The sequence below is a fragment of the Streptomyces xantholiticus genome (assembly GCF_014651015.1).
GTDB lineage: Bacteria > Actinomycetota > Actinomycetes > Streptomycetales > Streptomycetaceae > Streptomyces > Streptomyces xantholiticus.
In genome coordinates this window covers 196,441-214,143 of the sequence record NZ_BMWB01000005.1, presented here as the reverse complement: position 1 = coordinate 214,143, position 17,703 = coordinate 196,441, and the positions used below count along the sequence as shown (strand labels likewise).

General features: G+C 70.6%; 20 protein-coding genes and 1 pseudogene. 9 read left to right on the top strand and 12 right to left on the bottom strand.

Annotation, left to right across the window (positions count from 1 at the left end; translation table 11 throughout):
• Positions 1 to 47: 47 nt before the first annotated feature.
• Entirely contained in the window at positions 48 to 242 is a 195-nt protein-coding gene (locus IE198_RS11465; RefSeq protein ID WP_189885429.1) for a DUF2795 domain-containing protein, read from the top strand.
• Positions 243 to 329: 87 nt separating this feature from the next.
• On the opposite strand, the gene IE198_RS11460 is transcribed toward IE198_RS11465, so the two are convergent.
• From IE198_RS11460 to IE198_RS11445, 4 genes are all read right to left on the bottom strand, one after another.
• Positions 330 to 656 carry a plasmid stabilization protein gene (locus tag IE198_RS11460; RefSeq protein WP_189885427.1) on the bottom strand — a complete coding sequence of 109 codons (327 nt, stop codon included), beginning with the start codon at positions 654 to 656 and terminating at the stop codon, positions 330 to 332.
• Between the two features lie 424 nt (positions 657 to 1,080).
• Positions 1,081 to 1,968: an SDR family oxidoreductase gene (locus tag IE198_RS11455; RefSeq protein ID WP_189885424.1), complete on the bottom strand. Its 888-nt coding sequence runs from the start codon at positions 1,966 to 1,968 to the stop codon at positions 1,081 to 1,083.
• Between the two features lie 146 nt (positions 1,969 to 2,114).
• On the bottom strand, positions 2,115 to 3,698 hold the full coding sequence (locus tag IE198_RS11450) for a molybdopterin-dependent oxidoreductase (RefSeq protein ID WP_189885422.1): 1,584 nt from the start codon (positions 3,696 to 3,698) through the stop codon (positions 2,115 to 2,117).
• 74 nt (positions 3,699 to 3,772) lie between these two features.
• A complete protein-coding gene (locus IE198_RS11445; protein WP_189885421.1) occupies positions 3,773 to 4,081 on the bottom strand; it encodes a hypothetical protein in 309 nt (102 codons plus the stop codon).
• 332 nt (positions 4,082 to 4,413) lie between these two features.
• Here IE198_RS11445 and IE198_RS11440 point away from each other — a divergent pair, with 332 nt between their 5' ends.
• The 5 genes from IE198_RS11440 to IE198_RS11420 all read left to right on the top strand — a co-directional run bounded on the left by IE198_RS11440 (position 4,414) and on the right by IE198_RS11420 (position 8,492).
• A complete protein-coding gene (locus IE198_RS11440; protein ID WP_189885419.1) occupies positions 4,414 to 5,445 on the top strand; it encodes a hypothetical protein in 1,032 nt (343 codons plus the stop codon).
• A gap of 90 nt (positions 5,446 to 5,535) precedes the next feature.
• Positions 5,536 to 6,243: a class F sortase gene (locus IE198_RS11435; protein ID WP_189885417.1), complete on the top strand. Its 708-nt coding sequence runs from the start codon at positions 5,536 to 5,538 to the stop codon at positions 6,241 to 6,243.
• Positions 6,244 to 6,273: 30 nt separating this feature from the next.
• Positions 6,274 to 7,218 carry a nucleoside hydrolase gene (locus IE198_RS11430; RefSeq protein WP_189885415.1) on the top strand — a complete coding sequence of 315 codons (945 nt, stop codon included), beginning with the start codon at positions 6,274 to 6,276 and terminating at the stop codon, positions 7,216 to 7,218.
• Between the two features lie 138 nt (positions 7,219 to 7,356).
• Complete coding sequence (locus IE198_RS11425; RefSeq protein ID WP_189885413.1) at positions 7,357 to 8,043, top strand: class F sortase; 687 nt, start codon at positions 7,357 to 7,359, stop codon at positions 8,041 to 8,043.
• Positions 8,044 to 8,141: 98 nt separating this feature from the next.
• Positions 8,142 to 8,492, top strand: coding sequence for a PRC-barrel domain containing protein (locus IE198_RS11420; protein WP_189885411.1), 351 nt, complete (start codon positions 8,142 to 8,144; stop codon positions 8,490 to 8,492).
• Positions 8,493 to 8,527: 35 nt separating this feature from the next.
• Here IE198_RS11420 and IE198_RS11415 read toward each other — a convergent pair whose 3' ends face one another.
• Together IE198_RS11415 and IE198_RS35105 are read right to left on the bottom strand one after the other, a co-directional pair.
• A complete protein-coding gene (locus IE198_RS11415) occupies positions 8,528 to 8,743 on the bottom strand; it encodes a DUF6381 family protein (protein ID WP_229833841.1) in 216 nt (71 codons plus the stop codon).
• A gap of 128 nt (positions 8,744 to 8,871) precedes the next feature.
• Positions 8,872 to 9,083: pseudogene (locus IE198_RS35105) on the bottom strand (MFS transporter); the annotation flags it as partial.
• A 222-nt stretch (positions 9,084 to 9,305) separates the two neighbouring features.
• On the opposite strand from IE198_RS35105, the gene IE198_RS35100 reads away from it, so the two are divergent.
• Positions 9,306 to 9,794: an SSI family serine proteinase inhibitor gene (locus IE198_RS35100; protein ID WP_229833840.1), complete on the top strand. Its 489-nt coding sequence runs from the start codon at positions 9,306 to 9,308 to the stop codon at positions 9,792 to 9,794.
• Between the two features lie 34 nt (positions 9,795 to 9,828).
• Here the strand turns inward: IE198_RS35100 and IE198_RS11405 are convergent, their stop codons facing one another.
• The 5 genes from IE198_RS11405 to IE198_RS11385 form a co-directional block, all read right to left on the bottom strand.
• The gene (locus IE198_RS11405) at positions 9,829 to 9,987 is read right to left on the bottom strand and encodes a hypothetical protein (protein WP_189885408.1); all 159 of its coding nucleotides are present in this window, start codon (positions 9,985 to 9,987) and stop codon (positions 9,829 to 9,831) included.
• A gap of 92 nt (positions 9,988 to 10,079) precedes the next feature.
• Positions 10,080 to 11,030, bottom strand: coding sequence for a cytochrome c oxidase assembly protein (locus tag IE198_RS11400; RefSeq protein ID WP_189885407.1), 951 nt, complete (start codon positions 11,028 to 11,030; stop codon positions 10,080 to 10,082).
• A 150-nt stretch (positions 11,031 to 11,180) separates the two neighbouring features.
• Positions 11,181 to 12,206, bottom strand: a complete 1,026-nt coding sequence (locus IE198_RS11395; RefSeq protein ID WP_189885405.1) for a 6-phosphofructokinase — start codon at positions 12,204 to 12,206, stop codon at positions 11,181 to 11,183.
• Positions 12,207 to 12,393: 187 nt separating this feature from the next.
• Positions 12,394 to 13,122 carry a type 1 glutamine amidotransferase gene (locus tag IE198_RS11390; RefSeq protein ID WP_189885402.1) on the bottom strand — a complete coding sequence of 243 codons (729 nt, stop codon included), beginning with the start codon at positions 13,120 to 13,122 and terminating at the stop codon, positions 12,394 to 12,396.
• 30 nt (positions 13,123 to 13,152) lie between these two features.
• Complete coding sequence (locus tag IE198_RS11385) at positions 13,153 to 14,391, bottom strand: MurT ligase domain-containing protein (RefSeq protein ID WP_189885400.1); 1,239 nt, start codon at positions 14,389 to 14,391, stop codon at positions 13,153 to 13,155.
• Between the two features lie 126 nt (positions 14,392 to 14,517).
• Here IE198_RS11385 and def point away from each other — a divergent pair, with 126 nt between their 5' ends.
• On the top strand, positions 14,518 to 15,084 hold the full coding sequence (gene def / locus IE198_RS11380; protein ID WP_189885398.1) for a peptide deformylase: 567 nt from the start codon (positions 14,518 to 14,520) through the stop codon (positions 15,082 to 15,084).
• Between the two features lie 523 nt (positions 15,085 to 15,607).
• On the opposite strand, the gene IE198_RS11375 is transcribed toward def, so the two are convergent.
• A complete protein-coding gene (locus IE198_RS11375; protein WP_189885397.1) occupies positions 15,608 to 16,243 on the bottom strand; it encodes a TetR/AcrR family transcriptional regulator in 636 nt (211 codons plus the stop codon).
• A 165-nt stretch (positions 16,244 to 16,408) separates the two neighbouring features.
• On the opposite strand from IE198_RS11375, the gene IE198_RS11370 reads away from it, so the two are divergent.
• Positions 16,409 to 17,638: an acyl-CoA dehydrogenase family protein gene (locus IE198_RS11370; RefSeq protein WP_189885395.1), complete on the top strand. Its 1,230-nt coding sequence runs from the start codon at positions 16,409 to 16,411 to the stop codon at positions 17,636 to 17,638.
• The last annotated feature ends 65 nt before the right edge of the window (positions 17,639 to 17,703 follow it).

Genomic DNA, 17,703 nt, shown 5'->3' with positions numbered 1-17,703 from the left:
AGGGCAGGCGGGCGCTCTCCCTGCCATGCACGGGTAGCTCTCCCTACATGACTGTGAACCCCATCGAATTGCAGAAGGCCCTGGGCGGCGTCGGCTACCCCGCCGACAAGAAGCAGATCATGGACCAGGCGAAGCAGCACGGCGCCGATCAGAAGGTCATGAAGGCGCTCGACGCACTGCCGGAGAAGACGTACGACTCGCCCGCCGCGGTGAACAAGGAAGTGAGCAAGGAAGGGCACTAGCCACCCGAGCCCTGCAAAGGCGGTACGGCAACCGCGTCGGCGGTTGCCGTACCGCCCTTCCGTGCCCGGTGGCCGAGGCGGAGACGCTCAGCGTCCGAGAGCTCGACGCAGCTCCTGCTTGTTCATGGAGGAGCGTCCCTCGATGTTCTTCTTCTTGGCCTCCTCGTACAGCTGGTCCTTGGTCGGGCCCTGGGACCCGCTGTGGGACCGCTCGCCGCCACGCTGGGAGGCGGACTTCCTGTCGCGGGTCGAGGTCTTGCCGGCGGTCTTGGACTCACCGGAGCGTGCCCGCTCCTTGTTGACGGTCCGCGCAGCGATCTCCTTCGCCCGCCCTGTGGAGGCTCCGCGCTTCTGCGCGCCCTCCTTGATGTGCTCGTACTGACGCTCCCGCTTGGGGCTGGACCCTGCCGGCATGACATCCTCCTCGGTGGATTCGCTCCCCGGCGCGAGCCGGGATCGGCATCACTTGTCGCCTGCCCACCGCGCACGTCTTCTATGACCACACCGCCCGGGTTGTGGGGTCGGTCGCCGCTCTGCTTGGCGGTCAGCCTTCGGTCCACGGCCGCGCTCGGTCCGGTGCACGCGGGTACCCGGCGCAATTCCGCCCAAACGGGCGGCTGTCGCAGGAGATGCGGTCGCAGGAGACCCGCCAGGCCGGTTCGCGTGCGGGTCACGGGCACTCGCGGAACGGGCGCCCCGCGGGGTACGGACCCTCCGTCCGGAGACGAGCGGCCCGGCGACACGGGCACAGGGAGAGCCCGGCGACCCCCGGGACGAAGAGCCCGCCCTACGCAGCGGCCGTACCGGCCGACCGCTGCTGCAGGGGATCCGGCGAGCGTCAACGCGGTGCCCGGTCGGTGCCCGTCAGGCCGGCCCGCCCGCCCGCTCCCAGAAGGCCGGTGGCCTCGAACCGGTCGACGCCGAGACGCGGGAGCTCCCGCCGCGACAACAGCGTGATGACGGGTGGCAGGGCGGCCCGCACGAGCTGGGTCGCTCGTAGCCAGGACGGCTGGTAGACGGACGGCCGGCGCCGTTCGACGGCCGAGACGAGCCGGTCGGCCACGTGCTCGACGGGATGCACCTTCCGCGCCGGCGGCGGCATGTGACCGCGCAGCTCCCGCAGCACCGCGTGCTCGTCACCGTCCCGGATCATGTCGGTGGCGGTCCAGTTGATGTAGGCGATGCCCACACCCACGCGCCGATGGGCCACTTCGGCCCGCAGCGAGTGGGCGAACGACTCCACCCCCGCCTTCGAGGCGCAGTACGCGCTCATCATGGGAACCGCGCCGATCGAGGCGAGCGAAGCGATCTGCAGGAAGTATCCCCGGGTGTCGAACAGGGCCGGGAGGAACGACCGGGCCGTGATGGCGCTGCCGATCAGATTCACCTCGACCACCCGGCGCCATGTCGCCGGGTCCGACTCCGCGAAGGGCCCGCCCTCGGCCACACCGGCGTTGGCGACGACGACGGACGGGACCCCGAGCCGTTCGCGGACCTCGGCGGCTGCGCGGGCCATGCCCGCGTCGTCGGAGATGTCGACCATCCAGTACCACGATTCGCCCGGCAGCGAGTCCCGGACACGGGCCAGCCTGTCCTCCTCGAGGCCCAGCAGGGCGACCCTGGCACCGCGATCGGCCAGGCTGCGGGCCATCGCCTCGCCCACACCGCGCGCCGCTCCGGTCACGACGGCCGTCCTGCCGCGCAGCGGGCTCCCTGTAGTTGCCATCGAGCGACTCCTCCGCACGCCGGGGCACCTCCTGCCTCTGCCCACGCTAGGCGCGGGAGGCCGAATCGGCCCTTCCGCGCCCGGCGCGTTCTCCGTCGTACCGGCCGCACCAGGAGCGGCCCTCCGCCGGCTGCCGGCGGGACCGGTCATTCGACGGTGACGACCACCGAATGCCGGCCGCTCGCCCCGTCGGGGACCGGCCTTGTCCGCTGCGCGGTCTGGACCTCACCGGCGCGGTCGGTGGCGCGGACGGTGAGGGTGTGGCCGCCAGGGGTCGCCTTCCAGGGGAAAGACCACTGCCGCCAGGTGTCGCGGGTGTCCTCGGCGGCGAGATCGGCGGGCCGCCAGGGTCCGTCGTCGATGCGGATCTCGACCTTGTCGATCCCGCGGTGCTGGGCCCAGGCGACGCCGGCGACCATGACCGTGCCCGCCTTGGGGCGGGCGAAGGGCTTGGGGACGTCGATACGGGACTGGGTCTTGACCGGTGCCCTGCGCGCCCAGTTCCGCTTCACCCAGTACGCGTCGTAGGCGTCGAACGTGGTGAGCTCGATGTCCTCGATCCACTTGCAGGCGGACACATATCCGTAGAGACCCGGTACGACCATGCGGACCGGGAAACCGTGGTCGAAGGGCAGCGGTTCGCCGTTCATGCCGACGGCGAGCAGGGCGTCGCGGCCGTCCATGACGTCCTCGACCGGCGTACCCAGCGTCATCCCGTCGGCGGAGCGGGCCACGAGCTGGTCGGCCGGCCCGCCCCTCGACGGAGCTTTGACACCTGCCTCCGTGAGCAGATCGGCGAGACGGACGCCGATCCAGCGGGCGTTGCCGATGTAGGGACCGCCGACCTCGTTGGAGACGCAGGTCAGCGTGATGGTGCGTTCGACGAGCTCGCGGTCGAGCAGGTCCTGGAAGGTCAGCGTGACAGGACGCTTCACCCCCTGGCCGTGGATCCGAAGGTGCCAGCCTGTGGCGTCCACCTTCGGCACCACCAGGGCGGTGTCGACCCGGTAGAAGTCCTCGTTCGGCGTCACGAACGGCTCGATCCCGGGGACCCGCAACTGCGCACCGGCGGGTGTGGGGTCTGCCGGGGACGCGGGCCGTGGCAGCACGACCGAGTTCCGGGAGGCCGCCGCCTCCTTGCCGTGGCGGTTGCCCACGGCGCGGCCGAGCGCGCCGGCCCCGGCAGAGGCGACCGCCGCGGCCGACGCCGCGATGAGGAAACCCCGCCGGTCCCAGCCGGTTTCCGGCTGCGGGGATCCGGCGCCGCGGCGGGCGGTGAGCCGCCCGATCAGGAACCACAGCAGTACGGCGGCCACCACGGCGCCCAGCAGCGACGGCAGCGCATCGGTGAACGAGGCCGAGTCCGGCCGGCTGAGTGCCGCAGCGACGCCCACCACGCCGAACAGCAGCACGCCGGCCGATCCTGTCCGCCGGTACCGCAGTGCGATCAGGCCGAGCAGAGCCGCGAACAGAGCCAGCGTGGCGAGGATGCCGAGTTGGAGGACCAGTTTGTCGGCGGTGCCGAAATTGCGGATCGCCCAGTCCTTCACGGGCTCGGGCGTCCGGTCGACCGCCGCGCCTCCCACCGCGGTGACCGGCCCGGCCTCCGGCCGGACGAAGGCCGCCACCAGCTCGGCCACGGCGAGCGCGGCGAAGCCGGCCAGCAGCCCGCTGGTGGCGGCGAGCGTGCCACGGGTCGGTTGCGTACGGAAGATCCTCACACTCCACATCCGGACCGCCGGCCTCTGCGGATCGGTCCCTGGTCCGGTCACCAGAAGACCGGCCGGGAACGCGGATCACATCGTCAGAACGGCGGGTCGCCGCTGCCCGTGATCAGGAGGATCCCGGTACCGAAGTAGCGGCGGCTCACCACGAAGTCGCCCGTCCTGCCGTCCGGCATCCGCAGCAGGCGCTCCTCCGCTTCCATGACGCCCCAGGCGGCGTCCTCACCGGCCACGATGTCGATCTTTCCGTTCCAGTCGGTCAGACCGGCGACCTCCTCCGGCGCGAGGGACACCGCCTCCTGCTGCTCTGCCCATGAACGCAGGTCCGCCGCTGCCGGATGCTCGGCACCGTCGGCGATCACCGTCACGTCGCCCTGGTACTCACCCATGGCTCCAGTGTGCGCCGTCGCGCGCGGCCGCCGCCACGCCCGACCTCGTGACCGGCCCCTCACCCGCCCGTACCAAGATGCCGCGACAAGCCTCACCCTCGGCGTGCGAGCGGTGACAGACGGCATCGGCGATGCAAATCCGCTGGCAGATCCGCGTGGCGCGGCAAACAGGCTCCGTGCGGTCCAGAACTGAAGGAGTGACGGGTGTCCACGCAAGAACCAATCCGAGTGGTGAACGGAGCGCGGCGGGCTGACGGTGGATCATGTCGCCGCTGCGGACCCATGAGCCGACGGGATGTCAGCTGACGTAGCCGCGACGAAAGGATCTCGCAATGCGCTCTGCCCGCATTCTCCTCGCCTCGGCCACCGCTACGGCCGCGCTCGTCATCGGCGCGCCGGGTGCTTACGCCCTGGTCGCCGCCGACTCGGACAAGGACGACTCGTCGTACAGCAGCGAGCACCACGACAAGGAGTACGACAAGGACAAGAAGGACGAGGACAAGGACTACGACAAGGACTACGAGAAGGACTACGGCAAGGACAAGGGCAAGGACTGGGACAAGGGTGACAAGCCGCACGGTGGTGTGCACACCGGTGGCGGTGCCCTGACCTTGCTCTCGAGTGACGAGTGGGACAAGGACAAGGACGAGGACAAGTCCGAGAAGGACTACGGCAAGGACGAGGAAAAGCACGAGGACAAGTCCGACAAGGACTACGAGAAGGACTACGAGAAGGACTACGGCAAGGACAAGGGCAAGGACTGGGACAAGGGTGACAAGCCGCACGGTGGTGTGCACACCGGTGGCGGTGCCCTGGCCTTGCTCTCGAGTGACGAGTGGGACAAGGACAAGGACAAGGACGAGGAGAAGTCCGAGAAGGACTACGGCAAGGACGAGGACAAGCACGAGGACAAGTCCGACAAGGACTACGGCAAGGACGAGGGCAAGCACGAGGACAAGTCCGAGAAGGACTACGAGAAGGACTACGAGAAGGACTACGGCAAGGACAAGGGCAAGGACTGGGACAAGGGTGACAAGCCGCACGGTGGTGTGCACACCGGCGGCGGCGCCCTCTCCTCGGTCACCAACGACGACTGGGACAAGGGCAAGGACGAGGAGAAGTCCGACAAGGACTACGGCAAGGACGAGGACAAGCACGAGGACAAGTCCGACAAGGACTACGAGAAGGACTACGGCAAGGACTGGGACAAGGGTGACAAGCCGCACGGTGGTGTGCACACCGGTGGTGGCGGCCTGGCCTCCTCGGGCGGCGGCATGGCCGCGGGTAGCCTGCTCCTCCTCGGCGGCCTCGGCGCCGGCGCCTACATGCTGCGCCGCCGCAACGCGAACGGCTCCGCGGCCTGACCGCATCCCTTCGTGGTGACCTGACTGCGGCCGCTGCCCCCAACGGGCGGCGGCCGCAGTTTCGACAGCAAGGTGTAAAGGACTGGCCGCATGTCTGTTCGTTCGACCGACCCGTCGGGTTCGCCGTGGACCGCCCGTGCCTCCCGCCGTGTCGTGCCGTTGTTGCTGTGGCCGCTGGCGCTGGCCATGCTGGTGCTGAGCCTGGTCAACAGCATCGCCGCGCCACCCGCCTCGCCACCCGGCAAGGACGGCGACAGGGCTCAGTCGGTGGCGCCGGTGGCCGGCCCCTCGGTTTCTGCGAAGCCGTCCAAGGCGGCAAAACCGTCGCATCCTGCCCTGCCGCGTGCAGCTCCGACCCGGCTGGTCATTCCGCAGATCGGGGTCGACGCGCCCTTCACCGACCTGGCCATCGGGTCTTCCGGCGCGCTGGACGCGCCGCCCCCGAACAATGCGAACCTCGTCGGCTGGTTCGCCGCCGGAGTGTCCCCGGGCGAACTCGGCACCAGCATCATTGCCGGTCACGTCGACACCGCAACCGCACCGGCGGTCTTCGCCGAGCTGAGCGAACTCAAGGCCGGTCACCGCTTCGAGGTCCGGAGGGCGGACGGCAGGACGGCGAGGTTCGTCGTCGACGATCTCGAAAGCTTCCACAAGAGCGACTTCCCGAACGAGCGGGTCTACGCGGACACCCCTGACGCGCAGGTGCGGCTCATCACCTGCAGTGGCAGCTACGACCGCAAGGCCAAGGACTACACGGAGAACCTCGTCGTCTTCGCCCACCTCGATGCCCCGAAGTGATGCCGCGCCTCGAGTCGAAAGGGCGTGACCGTGCCTGTTCCCGTCGTCATCGACTGCGATCCCGGCCATGACGACGCCCTTGCCATCATGCTGGCCGCGGGGGACCCGGCGATCGACCTGCTGGCGATCACGACCGTGGCGGGGAACCAGACCGTCGAGCGCACCACCCTGAACGCCCGCCGGGTCTGCACCGTCGCCGGCATCACCGGCGTGCCGGTCGCCGAGGGCTGTGCGCGGCCGCTGGTGCAGCCGTTGCTCGTCGCGGGCGACGTGCACGGTGACTCCGGCCTCGACGGGCCGCGATTCTCGGAACCTACCGTGGACGTGGTGCCCGAGCACGCGGTCGAGCTGATGCGCAGGGTCCTGGCGGAGCATCCCGAGCCGGTCACGCTCGTGCCCACCGGCCCGCTGACCAATGTGGCGCTGCTGCTGACCCGGCACCCCGACAGCGCCCGGGACATCCGCGAGATCGTCCTCATGGGCGGTTCCGCCGGGCGCGGCAACAGGACACCTGCCGCCGAGTTCAACATCCATGTCGACCCGGAGTCCGCGGACATCGTCTTCAACAGCGGGCTCCCGGTCACCATGTGCGGTCTCGACGTCACCCATCAGGCGCTCGCCACCCCCGATGTGCTGGGCCGGCTCGAGCGCCTGGACACCGGACTGTCGCGCACCTGCGTGGAGTTGATGACCTACTTCGCTTCTGCCTACCGCCGGCTGTGGGGGTTCGCCGCCCCTCCGCTGCACGATCCGGTCGCCGTGGCGCGGGTGATCGATCCCGGCATCGTGCGCTGCGTCGAGGCGAACGTGGTCGTCGAACTGCACGGCCGGTACACGCGCGGTGCGACCGTGGTCGACCTGCACCAGTACACGGGCCGGCCGGTGAACGCACGGGTCGCGGTCGAGCTGGACGTCGAGATGTTCTGGGACCGGGTGATCGCGGCGGTCGACGTACTCGGCCGGCGCATGCGGTGACGCCGTCGATCGCCTCGCGGGTCACTCGTCTCGCGCACCGGCTCGCCCGTATGCCGCCCTCTCCGGTGGTACGGCGTCCCGAACTGGCTGACGGTGAATCACGTCGTCCCTACGTCGTCGTGGTGAAAGGTACGCCCCATGGTCGCGCAGCAGCCGTCGAAGGAGCCTCCCGCCAAGCGCCCGCTCGGGCGATCTCTGCTCTGGCCGCTTGCCGCGGTGGGGCTGGGCGTGCTGCTCATCCACAACTCCTTCGGCACCGCGTCGGACGCCAAGCCCCTGGTGCGGCCCGTGATCGTGGCCCCCGCCTCGCCGACGCCCGACGCCGCTGCCGGTGCGACCCCCGCCACGGGCATGACGCTCCCACGTGCCGCGCCGACCCGGCTGATCATCCGCTCGATTGCTGTGAACGCGCCCTTCATGGCACTGTCCACGGGCACGTCCGGACAGCTCGACGCACCGCCGCCGAACGACAACAACCTTGTCGGCTGGTACCGGGAAGGTGTGACGCCGGGCGAGCCGGGCACGGCGATCGTCGCCGGGCACCTCGACACGAAGGCGGGGCCAGGTGTGTTCGTGTATCTCGGTTCGGTCAGACCGGGAACCCTGGTGGACGTGGTGCGCGAGGACGAATCGGTCGTCACCTTCGCCGTCGACTCCGTCGAGAGCTTCAGCAAGAGCGACTTCCCCGACGCCCGGGTCTACGCGGACACCCCGGACCCTCAGCTGCGGCTGATCACCTGCAGCGGCGAGTACGACAAGAAGGCGAAGGACTACAAGGAGAACGTGGTGGTCTTCGCACACATGGTGGCGGCGCGGCAGTCCTGAAGAGGCAGGCTGCCGCGGTGTCAGGACTGGGAGCACGGGTACCCGCGCGGTGAGACCGGATCACTCCGCGCGGAGTCCGAGCAGATGAGGAGGCGATGATGGCAGGCGACATGTGGGGCTACCCCGAGACCGCCCGTTACGTGCCGGGCGCGCAGCTCGTCGGGTACTCCGTCGAGGCGTCCGACGGGTCGATCGGCAAGGTCGACAAGCACACCGAGGAGGTCGGCCGTTCGTACCTCGTCGTCGACACCGGGCCGTGGATCCTCGGCCGGCGTGTGCTGTTGCCCGCCGGGCTCGTCTCGGAGATCGACACGGGGGCCGAGATCGTCCGGGTGGCGTGCACCAAGTCCCAGGTGAAGGACTCACCCGAGTTCGAGAGCGGCAAACACGAGGACGACGCCGGGTACATCCAGCTGATCGAGAGCCACTACGCCAACCGCCACATGTGAGGCCGTCCGTGACCGCCCGCAGTGACCGCCCGCAGTCACTGCGGGCCTTCCTCGTCCATGTCGTCCGCGTCGTAACCCGCGCCGGGCTCCCGGCGCAGCTCCGCCTCGCTGCGTGACCGCAGCCGCTCGGCGCGGTAGCGGAGCCTTTCCGACTGCTCCGGGTCCTCGACACGGCGGGCCTGCTCGAACAACTGCTCCGCCTTGTCCCTGTCGTGCTCCGCGTGGATGCGATGGCTGTCCTGCTCGTGCATGACGTCCTCCTGCGGTCCGTGGCGGGCGCACCCCGCCGAACGGGTGGCCGGCCCCCGTCAAGGAGCCGACTGCCCGTGCCGTACCGGGGCAAACCGGACAGTGGCCGGTGCCGTTGGACGGGGACGGCGGCGGACTCCGTCCGGGCGTGCGCCATGCTCTCCGCGAGGTGGCCGGACGGGCCGTCCTGGTCGGTGAGGCGGTTCAGCCGGCCCGGCACGCGAAGCCCACGAGGACCGCGACGATGACGGTCCCCGCGAAGGTGAGCACCGCGAGGGCACGGCAGAGGTCCATCCCGGACGCGAGGTGGGCGCCGAGGACCGGGGCGACTGCGCCGCCGAGCAGCAGCAGGTGACCGCCGTGTGGCCGAGCTCCGTCTTGAGGTAGGTGGGCGGCAGTGCCGGGCGGGGGCGGACGGGCTCGGCGAGGCCGTACGGAGCACGGCGTGCACCCGTGCGCGCTACCCGGCGGCGCGGCGCATTGCGCCGCGCGCGGGCGGAGAGTGCTCTATGCCTCGCCCCGCCCGCGCCGGCCGAGAGCCGGCTTCCCTGCCAGGAGCACCGGATGCACCGCAGTGCCGCCCTTGCCGCAGCCGCCTTGTTCGCCGTCGCCGTGGCCGTTCCCGCCGCGGCGTCGACCGCGTCCCCCGCGCCCGATGTGCCGGGGGTGCCGGGGGTGCCGGACCCGGCCGTACCCGTCACCGCCGTCGAGCGGACCGCCACCACCGACCGGACGGGGGAGCCGGCTCCTTCGCGGGGGCTGTTCCTGACCGTGTCGGGCTCCCAGAACACCTGGATCCGAGGCGTGCTGCTGCACTGCAGCCCCACGCCCGCAGGACCCCACCCGGAAGCCGCGGCCGCCTGCGCCGCACTGGATGCCGCCCGCGGCGACCTGGACCGGCTCTCGGGCGACCGGCACCCGTGCACGAACGAGTACGACCCGGTCACGGTCAGTGCCACCGGCGCCTGGCGGGGGCGGCCGACCGCCTGGCACAAGACCTTCGCGAACGCCTGCGAACTCGCGATGGAGACCGGAGCGGTCTTCCGCTTCTGACCGACGGGGCGGCCGGTCCCAGGCGCTCCTGCTCTCACGTGCCCTTGGAGGCGACCACCCCGATCGTCACCATCCCGAGCACCACCCAGCCGAACCAGAGCCAGCCGTTGCTGCCGAGTGCCGCCGTGTACGCCGTCACGACCACCAGGGTCGCGACGGTCAGCACTCCCATCGTCTTCGTCGAACCGGACATGAGCGCCCTCCTTCGACGGCGGGGGCCGCCTGGGACCATCGTCGCCCCTGGACGAGGCCCGGCGCTACTGCCCGGTGACAAGCAGCCGGCCGCTACCTGCTGCGGGTCTGGAGCGAGGCGAGATACGCGTTGTACGCCTCGAGCTCCTTGTCCCCGTCGCGGTCCGCGGCCCGGTCCCGGCGCTTGGCCAGCCGCTGGTCGGAGCGGTACCACTGGAAGACCAGCGCGATCAGTACCACCACGGACGGGATCTCGCTGAACGCCCAGGCGATCCCGCCCGCCGCGTTCTGGTCGGAGAGCGCGTCGATACCCAGCGAGGCCGGCGGATTACGGTACGCGCGGACCATCGGCTCGGACGCCATCATCAGCGCGATGCCGAAGAAGGCGTGGAACGGCATGCCGGCGAACAGCTCCAGCATCCGCATCACATAGCCGGGGCGGTGCGGTCCCGGGTCCACGCCCATGATCGGCCAGAAGAACACCAGGCCGACCGCGAGGAAGTGCAGCATCATCGCGATGTGCCCGGCCTTCGACTCCATCAGGAAGTCGAACAGCGGCGTGAAGTACAGCCCGTACAGGCTGGCGATGAACAGCGGGATCGTGAAGACCGGATGAGTGATGATGCGCATGTAGCGGCTGTGCAGCAGCATCAGCAGCACCTCGCGCGGCCCCTTGCGGCCGCGGCCCGCGACCGGCAGCGCCCGCAGCGCCAGCGTGATGGGCGCGCCCAGCAGCAGCACGATCGGCGACAGCATACTGATCACCATGTGCTGCACCATGTGCACGCTGAACATGACCATGCCGTAGTCGTTCAGCTTGGTGCACATCATCAGCGCGATGCTCAGCACACCGGCGGTGAAGCACACGGTCCGGCTCACCGGCCAGTCGTCGCCGCGGCGGCGCAGCCGCACGACACCCCAGCCGTACAGGCCGAGCGCGACGAGGCAGCCGACGAGGAAGAAGGCGTCCGGTGAGAACTCGAGGCCCCGCCCCAGCGTGAACGGCGGCAGATCCATCGTCGTGCCGTGCCCGCTGTGATCCATCTGTGTACTCCCGGGGGCCTGATTCCGCTACGTGATCCGTACCGGCGATTCGCGTGGGTTGTCCGCTTGCTCGGACCAGAGTAGAACCGCCCCCGGCCGCTGCTGCGACCGGGGGCGGTTCGTCAGGATCCGTACGGATCCGCCGGTGGTTCAGAGAACCGTCTCGGCCTCTTCGTACCGCTCCACGGGCACCGTCTTCAGCGTCTCCGTGGCCTGCGCGAGCGGCACCATCGCGATGTCGGTGCCGCGCAGCGCGGTCATCATGCCGAACTCGCCCCGGTGCGCCGCCTCCACCGCGTGCCACCCGAACCGGGTCGCGAGGACGCGGTCGTAGGCGGTGGGCGTGCCGCCGCGCTGGACATGGCCGAGGATCACCGGACGCGCCTCCTTGCCGAGCCGCTCCTCCAGTTCGACGGAGAGCTGCCGGGCAACACCCGCGAACCGCTCGTGGCCGTAGATGTCCTTGCCGCCCTCGTCCCAGCGCATCGAGCCCTCACGGGGCTTCGCGCCCTCGGCGACGACCACGATCGCGAACCGCTTGCCGGCCTCGAAGCGCGCACCGACGCGCCGGGTCAGCTCCTCGATGTCGAAGGGACGCTCCGGGACCACGATCGCGTGCGCGCCGGCCGCCATGCCCGAGTGCAGTGCGATCCAGCCGGTGTGCCGGCCCATGACCTCGACGATCAGTACGCGCTGGTGCGACTCGGCGGTGGTCTTCAGACGGTCGAGCGCCTCGGTGGCCACGCCGACGGCCGTGTCGAAGCCGAAGGTGACGTCCGTCGAGGAGATGTCGTTGTCGATCGTCTTGGGCACTCCCACGATCGGCAGCCCGTTCTCAGAGAGCAGATTCGCCGCCTTGAGGGTGCCCTCGCCGCCGATCGGGATGATGGCGTCGAGGCCCAGGTCGGCCACATGGCCCCTGGCGCGTTCCACTCCGTCGCGCAGGTGCGCGGGCTGCACCCGTGAGGAGCCGAGGATGGTGCCGCCGCGGGCGAGGATGCCGGCCACCGCGTCCAGGTCGAGCTTGCGGTAGTCGCACTCCAGGAGGCCCTTCCAGCCGTCGTGGAAGCCGATGACCTCGTCACCGTGGTCGACTACGGCACGGTGCACGACGGAACGGATGACAGCGTTCAGACCGGGGCAGTCGCCGCCGGAGGTGAGCACACCAATGCGCATTGCCCGAAAACCTTTACAACGTGGGCGGACTCCCGGACCACGTCGTCCGGTTGGATCCATGCCACCCTACCGGCGCGGAGCGGCCGGTCAGAAACGGGCGTCCGCCTGGTGGGATCGGGTCTGCGGCCCCTCCGCTCAGCTGAGCGAAGGGGCCGCAGAATGGGTGCTCGAGTGAGCGGAGGAGTCGTCAGGCGGGCTGAGTCGCGGCGGCGATCCGCTCCGCGCGCAGCGCCTCGTACCACCGGTCGTCGGTCGGCGGCAGCGCGTTCACATCGAGGGCCAGCTTCAGCAGCAGATCGGCGACCTGCGGGTTGCGGGCCATGACGGGCCCGTGCATGTAGGTGCCGAAGACTGTGTCGTTGTACGCACCCTCCGTGCCGTCGCCCGTGCCGTTGCCGCGGCCCAAGACGGTCCGGGCGAACGGGCGGGCCGTCGGGCCGAGATGGGTGATCCCCTGGTGGTTCTCGAAGCCCGTCAGCTGGGGGAGCCCCAACTGCGGGTCGATGTCCGCCAGGACGTCGCCGACGCAGCGGGCGCCCTCGCCGCGGGTGGAGACCACGTCGATCAGACCGAGGCCGGGCTCGCGTTCACCGAGGTCGTTGATGAACTCGTGGCCGAGGATCTGGTAGCCGGCACACACCGAGAAGATGATGGCGCCGTTGGACGCCGCCCGGCTCAGACCGCCGTCGCGGCGCAGCCGCTCGGCCGCGAGCCGCTGCGGACGGTCCTCGCCGCCGCCGATCAGATAGATGTCGCCGGAGGTCGGCACCGGCTGGTCGCTCCGCACATCGATGCGCATCACGTCGAGACCGCGCTGCCGGGCACGGCGCTCCACGACGAGGGCGTTGCCCTGGTCGCCGTAGGTGCTGAGCAGATCCGGGTAGACCCACACCAGACGCAGGCTGCTGTCACTCATTCTCATCAGTCCTCTTCGTCCGTCCGCCGGTCAGTTGCCGACGCGGCGGCGCACGTCCTGGAAGGCGGTGTAGTTGGCGATCAGCTCGATCCGGCCGGGCGGGGCGCTCTGCACCGCCTCGTCGACCGACTCGCACACCCGGAAGCCCAGACCCGCGACCTCGAGCCGGACCGCGAGGTCCAGCCTGCGGTCGCCGATCACGAAGATCGGGTGGCCGGCGAGACGGGTGTAGTCGACGTCCCACAGCCACGAGGTGTCCGTGCCGTCCGCGCCGCGGGCGTTGACGGACAGGATCACCGGCGTCGGCGGCGGGTCGATCAGCGAGAACGTCTCGAGCCAGCCCGCAGGGTTCTTCGCCAGCAGCAGCCGCACGTCACGGCCGAGGAAGGAGACCACGTCGTAGCGTCCGGCCACGGCCTGCACCTGGTACATGCGCTCGAGGGCGACCTGCGGCGGTACGCCGAAGCAGGCGGCGACGGCGGCGGAGGTGGCGGCGTTGGCCTTGTTGGCGCGGCCGGGCAGCTGGAGGTGGATCGGCCAGGCGCTGCCGTGCGGGTCGATGACATGGTCGCCGCTCAGCACCCAGCTCGGGGCGGGGCGGCGGAAACCGCACTCGCCGCAGAACCAGTCGTCGCCGGGGCGCTGCATCACGCCGCCGCAGGACGGGCAGGACCAGGCGTCGTCCTTCCACTCCTGGCCGGCCGCCACCCACACCACGTTGGGGGAGGAGGACGCTGCCCACACGACGAGCGGGTCGTCCGCGTTGGCGATGACCGTCGCCTTCGAACCGGCAAGCCCCTCGCGCCACTTCTCGGCCAGCATCCGGGTCTCCGCGGCGCGGTCCAGCTGGTCGCGTGAGAGGTTCAGCAGCGCGATCGCCTTCGGCGTCACGTCCCTCGCCACACCGGCCAGGTACTTCTCGTCGACCTCGATCACACCGAACCGGGCGTCCGAGCCGCCGGCCAGGGCGGACGTGATGCCGGCGGGCATGTTGGCGCCGAGTGCGTTCGAGACGACCGGGCCGCCGGCGCGCAGGGCCTCGGCGATCAGCCGTGTGGTCGTGGTCTTGCCGTTGGTCGCGGAGACGAGGACCACGTCCAGGTGCTGCGCCAGCTTCGCCAAAAGATCGGGGTCGAGCTTGAGCGCCACCCGGCCGCCGATCACCGATCCGCTGCCTCGCCCGGCGGCGCGGGACACCGCTGCTGCGGCCTTGCCCGCCGTCACGGCCAGCTTGGCTCGCGGCGTCAGGGGCTCCGAGTTGCCTGACATCGTCCTTGATCCTCCTTGCATCGGTCCGGACTCAGCCTATCCAGCTCCGGTCGGCCGCCCGTACCACGGCACCGTCGGAAAAGGTGGAGGTCACGCTGGGACGCGGGGGGAACGTACTCTGGCGCCATGCGAAACCGGCCGATCCCCGGCACTACCGGACGCGTCAGGTCCATGAGCCTGCTCGCGGATCCGGTGCTGCACACCCCCTGCGAGACCGTCACCGACTTCGGCCCCGGCCTCGCGGAACTCGTCGAGGACCTCTTCGCGACGATGTACGCGGCGCAGGGCGTCGGGCTCGCCGCGAATCAGGTGGGCGTGGGGCTGAGGGTGTTCGTCTACGACTGCCCCGACGACGAGGACGTCCGTCACCTCGGGCACATCGTCAACCCGCGGCTGGTCGCGGCGGACGGCGTCACCGTCAGAGGCCCCGAGGGCTGTCTGTCCCTGCCCGGCCTCGAGGCGGGGACGGAACGCTTCGACCGGGCGGTGGTCGAGGGCGTGACACGAGACGGCGAGCCGGTACGGGTGGAGGGCACGGGGTTCTTCGCGCGGTGCCTGCAGCACGAGTGCGACCACCTGGAGGGGCTGGTGTACGCGGACCGGCTGACGCCGTGGCGGCGGGGGCGACTGGCGCGCGCGGCGCGGCGGGCGTCGTGGTCGACGCCGGAGCGGGTGGCGCGGCTGCGGCCGTAGCGCCTGCGGCGGGCGCGTTGCCCTTCCCGGCCTCCCGCCTCCTCCCGGCCTCCCGCCCCTTCCTGACCTCCCCGCCCCTTCCCGAACGGCAGCCCGCCCCGGGCCCGTTGCGGCGCCTGCTCCCGCACTGGACTCGGCGGCGCGGGGGCCCACCGGGACCCTCGCGCCTCGAACTCCCTTATGGATCGGTGGCCATGGGCTGAGCACCTCCCACGCCCTAGGCGTAGGGGGAGGGCCCCAGCGGGGCCGGGTTCCGCTTCCGCCGGAGGGCGGGTTCGCCGCGCGGCGTCAATTCCGGCCCGGTGAGGGGAACTTCCTCACCCCAGGCGGCGAGGACGCGCGCATACACGGCGGCCCGGCCGCAGGGGAGATGGACGACCCCGCGGGAAGGGCGGTACGCCGCCCGGGTGTACGGGGGCCGGGGCTTGCCCGGTTTCGGGCAGGAGGGGTTCGCCACGCCGTCATGCGCACTGGTGGGTAGGGGACACGCTCGTGCAGCGGGACCACCAGGCGCACGCGAGGGTCAGAACCCCGGCCCTCCGTCCCGGTCCTCCGCCTCGAAGAGGCGCCCGCACAGCAGGTCGGTCAGGCTCGCCACCAACTCCGCCCGCGAGCAGGGCCGTTCGCCCAGCCACCAGTCACCCGCCGCATGCATCATGCCGACGATTCCATGGCCCCACACCAGCCCCACCAGATCTCCCCCAGGGCCCAGGTCGACGCGGTCGGCGATCACCTTGCCGAGCTCCTCGCCGAGGCGCCGCAGCAGCGGCGCCGAATGGCGGCCCACGTCGAAGCCCGCCTCCGACGGCTGGCTGTCCTCCGCCGGGTGCATGAGGAAGCGGTAGACCTGCGGCCGTGCCTCGATCGCGGCGAGGTACGTGTCGAGCGTGCCGGCGACCCGCTCGCGGCGGTCGACGTCCGCGTCGACCGCCACCTGCAGCGCTCTGAGCAGCGCGTCGGTGTGGCGCTTGGCCAGTGCGCGGTAGAGCCCGCCCTTGTCGCCGAAGTGCCGGTACAGGATGGGCTTGGTGATGCCGGCTTCGGCGGCGATGGCGTTCATGGAGGCCTGGGGGCCGTCCCGGAGCACTACCCGGTCGGCGGCCTCGAGGAGCTCCCGGCGCCGCTGGTCCGCCGACCGCTGCTGTTGTGTGGTCTCCATGTGTTTCTCCCCGCCCGGATGATTGCGTGACGCCTGCGCAACGTAACACCCTGCCGATGCGCACACATGATCGGGCCATGGCTGGTTGACAGGCTCTACCAGTCGGTAACAGACTTCTGTTACCGCAGGTAACATGCACGTCATCGCCGCAGTACTGGAGGGGACATGACCGAGTTCACGCTCGATCTCAATGACGACCAGAAGCAGGTCCGTGACTGGTTGAACGGATTCGCCCGGGACGTCATGCGGCCGGCCGCCGCCGAGTGGGACGAGCGTGAGGAGACGCCCTGGCCGGTCATCCAGGAGGCGGCCAAGATCGGAATCTACTCCCTCGACTTCTACGCCCAGCAGTTCTTCGACCCCACCGGTCTCGGCATCCCCATGACGATGGAGGAGCTCTTCTGGGGGGATGCCGGCATCGCGCTGTCGATCGTGGGCACCGGCCTGGCCGCCGTCGGCGTCATCGCCAACGGCACCGAGGAACAGATCGGCACCTGGATCCCCCAGATGTACGGCGACGCCAACGATGTCAAGGTCGCGGCCTTCTGCTCCTCGGAGCCGGACGCCGGCTCCGACGTCGCCGCCATGCGCACCCGCGCCGTCCACGACGAGGCCAAGGACGAGTGGGTCCTCAACGGCACCAAGACCTGGGCGACCAACGGTGGCATCGCAGGCGTGCACGTCGTCGTGGCGGCGGTCGAGCCCGAGCTGGGCTCCAAGGGCCACGCCTCGTTCATCATCCCCCCGAACACGCCCGGCCTGTCCCAGGGGCAGAAGTTCAAGAAGCACGGCATCCGTGCCTCCCACACCGCGGAGGTCGTCCTCGAGGACGTCCGGATCCCCGGCAGTTGCCTGCTCGGCGGCAAGGAGAAGCTGGACGAGCGACTTGCGAGGGCTCGGGAGCGGGCGAAGGCGGGTGGCGGCGAGAGGGTGAAGAACGCGGCCATGGCCACCTTCGAGGCCTCCCGCCCGGCCGTCGGCGCCATGGCCGTCGGCACCGCCCGGGCCGCGTACGAGGTGGCGCTCGACTACGCGAAGACCCGCGAACAGTTCGGCCGCCCGATCATCGACAACCAGGGCGTCGCCTTCCAACTCGCCGACATGCGCACGCAGATCGACGCCGCCCGCCTGCTGGTGTGGCGCGCCTCCTGGATGGCGACCACCGGCAGGCAGTTCACCTCCGCGGAGGGCTCCATGTCCAAACTGTTCGCCAGCGAGACCGCCAAGAAGGTCACCGCCCAGGCCATCCAGATCCTCGGCGGCAACGGCTACACCCGCGAGTACCCGGTGGAGCGCATGCACCGCGACGCCGCGATCTACACCATCTTCGAGGGCACCAGCGAGATCCAGCGCCTGGTGATCGCCCGCACCCTCGCAGGCATGCCCATCCGCTGACGGCCGCGTCAGGCACAGCGGAAGGCTCCGGTCCGCAGCGGACCGGAGCCTTTGCGGCATACCGC

Coding starts and splice junctions, on each gene's coding strand:
- def (WP_189885398.1), top strand. CDS start 14,518: ATGCGAAACCGGCCGATCCCCGGCACTACCGGACGCGTCAGGTCCATG.
- IE198_RS11390 (WP_189885402.1), bottom strand. CDS start 13,122: ATGAGTGACAGCAGCCTGCGTCTGGTGTGGGTCTACCCGGATCTGCTC.
- IE198_RS11460 (WP_189885427.1), bottom strand. CDS start 656: ATGCCGGCAGGGTCCAGCCCCAAGCGGGAGCGTCAGTACGAGCACATC.
- IE198_RS35100 (WP_229833840.1), top strand. CDS start 9,306: ATGCACCGCAGTGCCGCCCTTGCCGCAGCCGCCTTGTTCGCCGTCGCC.
- IE198_RS11395 (WP_189885405.1), bottom strand. CDS start 12,206: ATGCGCATTGGTGTGCTCACCTCCGGCGGCGACTGCCCCGGTCTGAAC.
- IE198_RS11455 (WP_189885424.1), bottom strand. CDS start 1,968: ATGGCAACTACAGGGAGCCCGCTGCGCGGCAGGACGGCCGTCGTGACC.
- IE198_RS11420 (WP_189885411.1), top strand. CDS start 8,142: ATGGCAGGCGACATGTGGGGCTACCCCGAGACCGCCCGTTACGTGCCG.
- IE198_RS11440 (WP_189885419.1), top strand. CDS start 4,414: ATGCGCTCTGCCCGCATTCTCCTCGCCTCGGCCACCGCTACGGCCGCG.
- IE198_RS11425 (WP_189885413.1), top strand. CDS start 7,357: ATGGTCGCGCAGCAGCCGTCGAAGGAGCCTCCCGCCAAGCGCCCGCTC.
- IE198_RS11415 (WP_229833841.1), bottom strand. CDS start 8,743: ATGCACGAGCAGGACAGCCATCGCATCCACGCGGAGCACGACAGGGAC.
- IE198_RS11465 (WP_189885429.1), top strand. CDS start 48: ATGACTGTGAACCCCATCGAATTGCAGAAGGCCCTGGGCGGCGTCGGC.
- IE198_RS11400 (WP_189885407.1), bottom strand. CDS start 11,030: ATGGATCACAGCGGGCACGGCACGACGATGGATCTGCCGCCGTTCACG.
- IE198_RS11405 (WP_189885408.1), bottom strand. CDS start 9,987: ATGTCCGGTTCGACGAAGACGATGGGAGTGCTGACCGTCGCGACCCTG.
- IE198_RS11375 (WP_189885397.1), bottom strand. CDS start 16,243: ATGGAGACCACACAACAGCAGCGGTCGGCGGACCAGCGGCGCCGGGAG.
- IE198_RS11445 (WP_189885421.1), bottom strand. CDS start 4,081: ATGGGTGAGTACCAGGGCGACGTGACGGTGATCGCCGACGGTGCCGAG.
- IE198_RS11370 (WP_189885395.1), top strand. CDS start 16,409: ATGACCGAGTTCACGCTCGATCTCAATGACGACCAGAAGCAGGTCCGT.
- IE198_RS11435 (WP_189885417.1), top strand. CDS start 5,536: ATGTCTGTTCGTTCGACCGACCCGTCGGGTTCGCCGTGGACCGCCCGT.
- IE198_RS11450 (WP_189885422.1), bottom strand. CDS start 3,698: ATGTGGAGTGTGAGGATCTTCCGTACGCAACCGACCCGTGGCACGCTC.
- IE198_RS11385 (WP_189885400.1), bottom strand. CDS start 14,391: ATGTCAGGCAACTCGGAGCCCCTGACGCCGCGAGCCAAGCTGGCCGTG.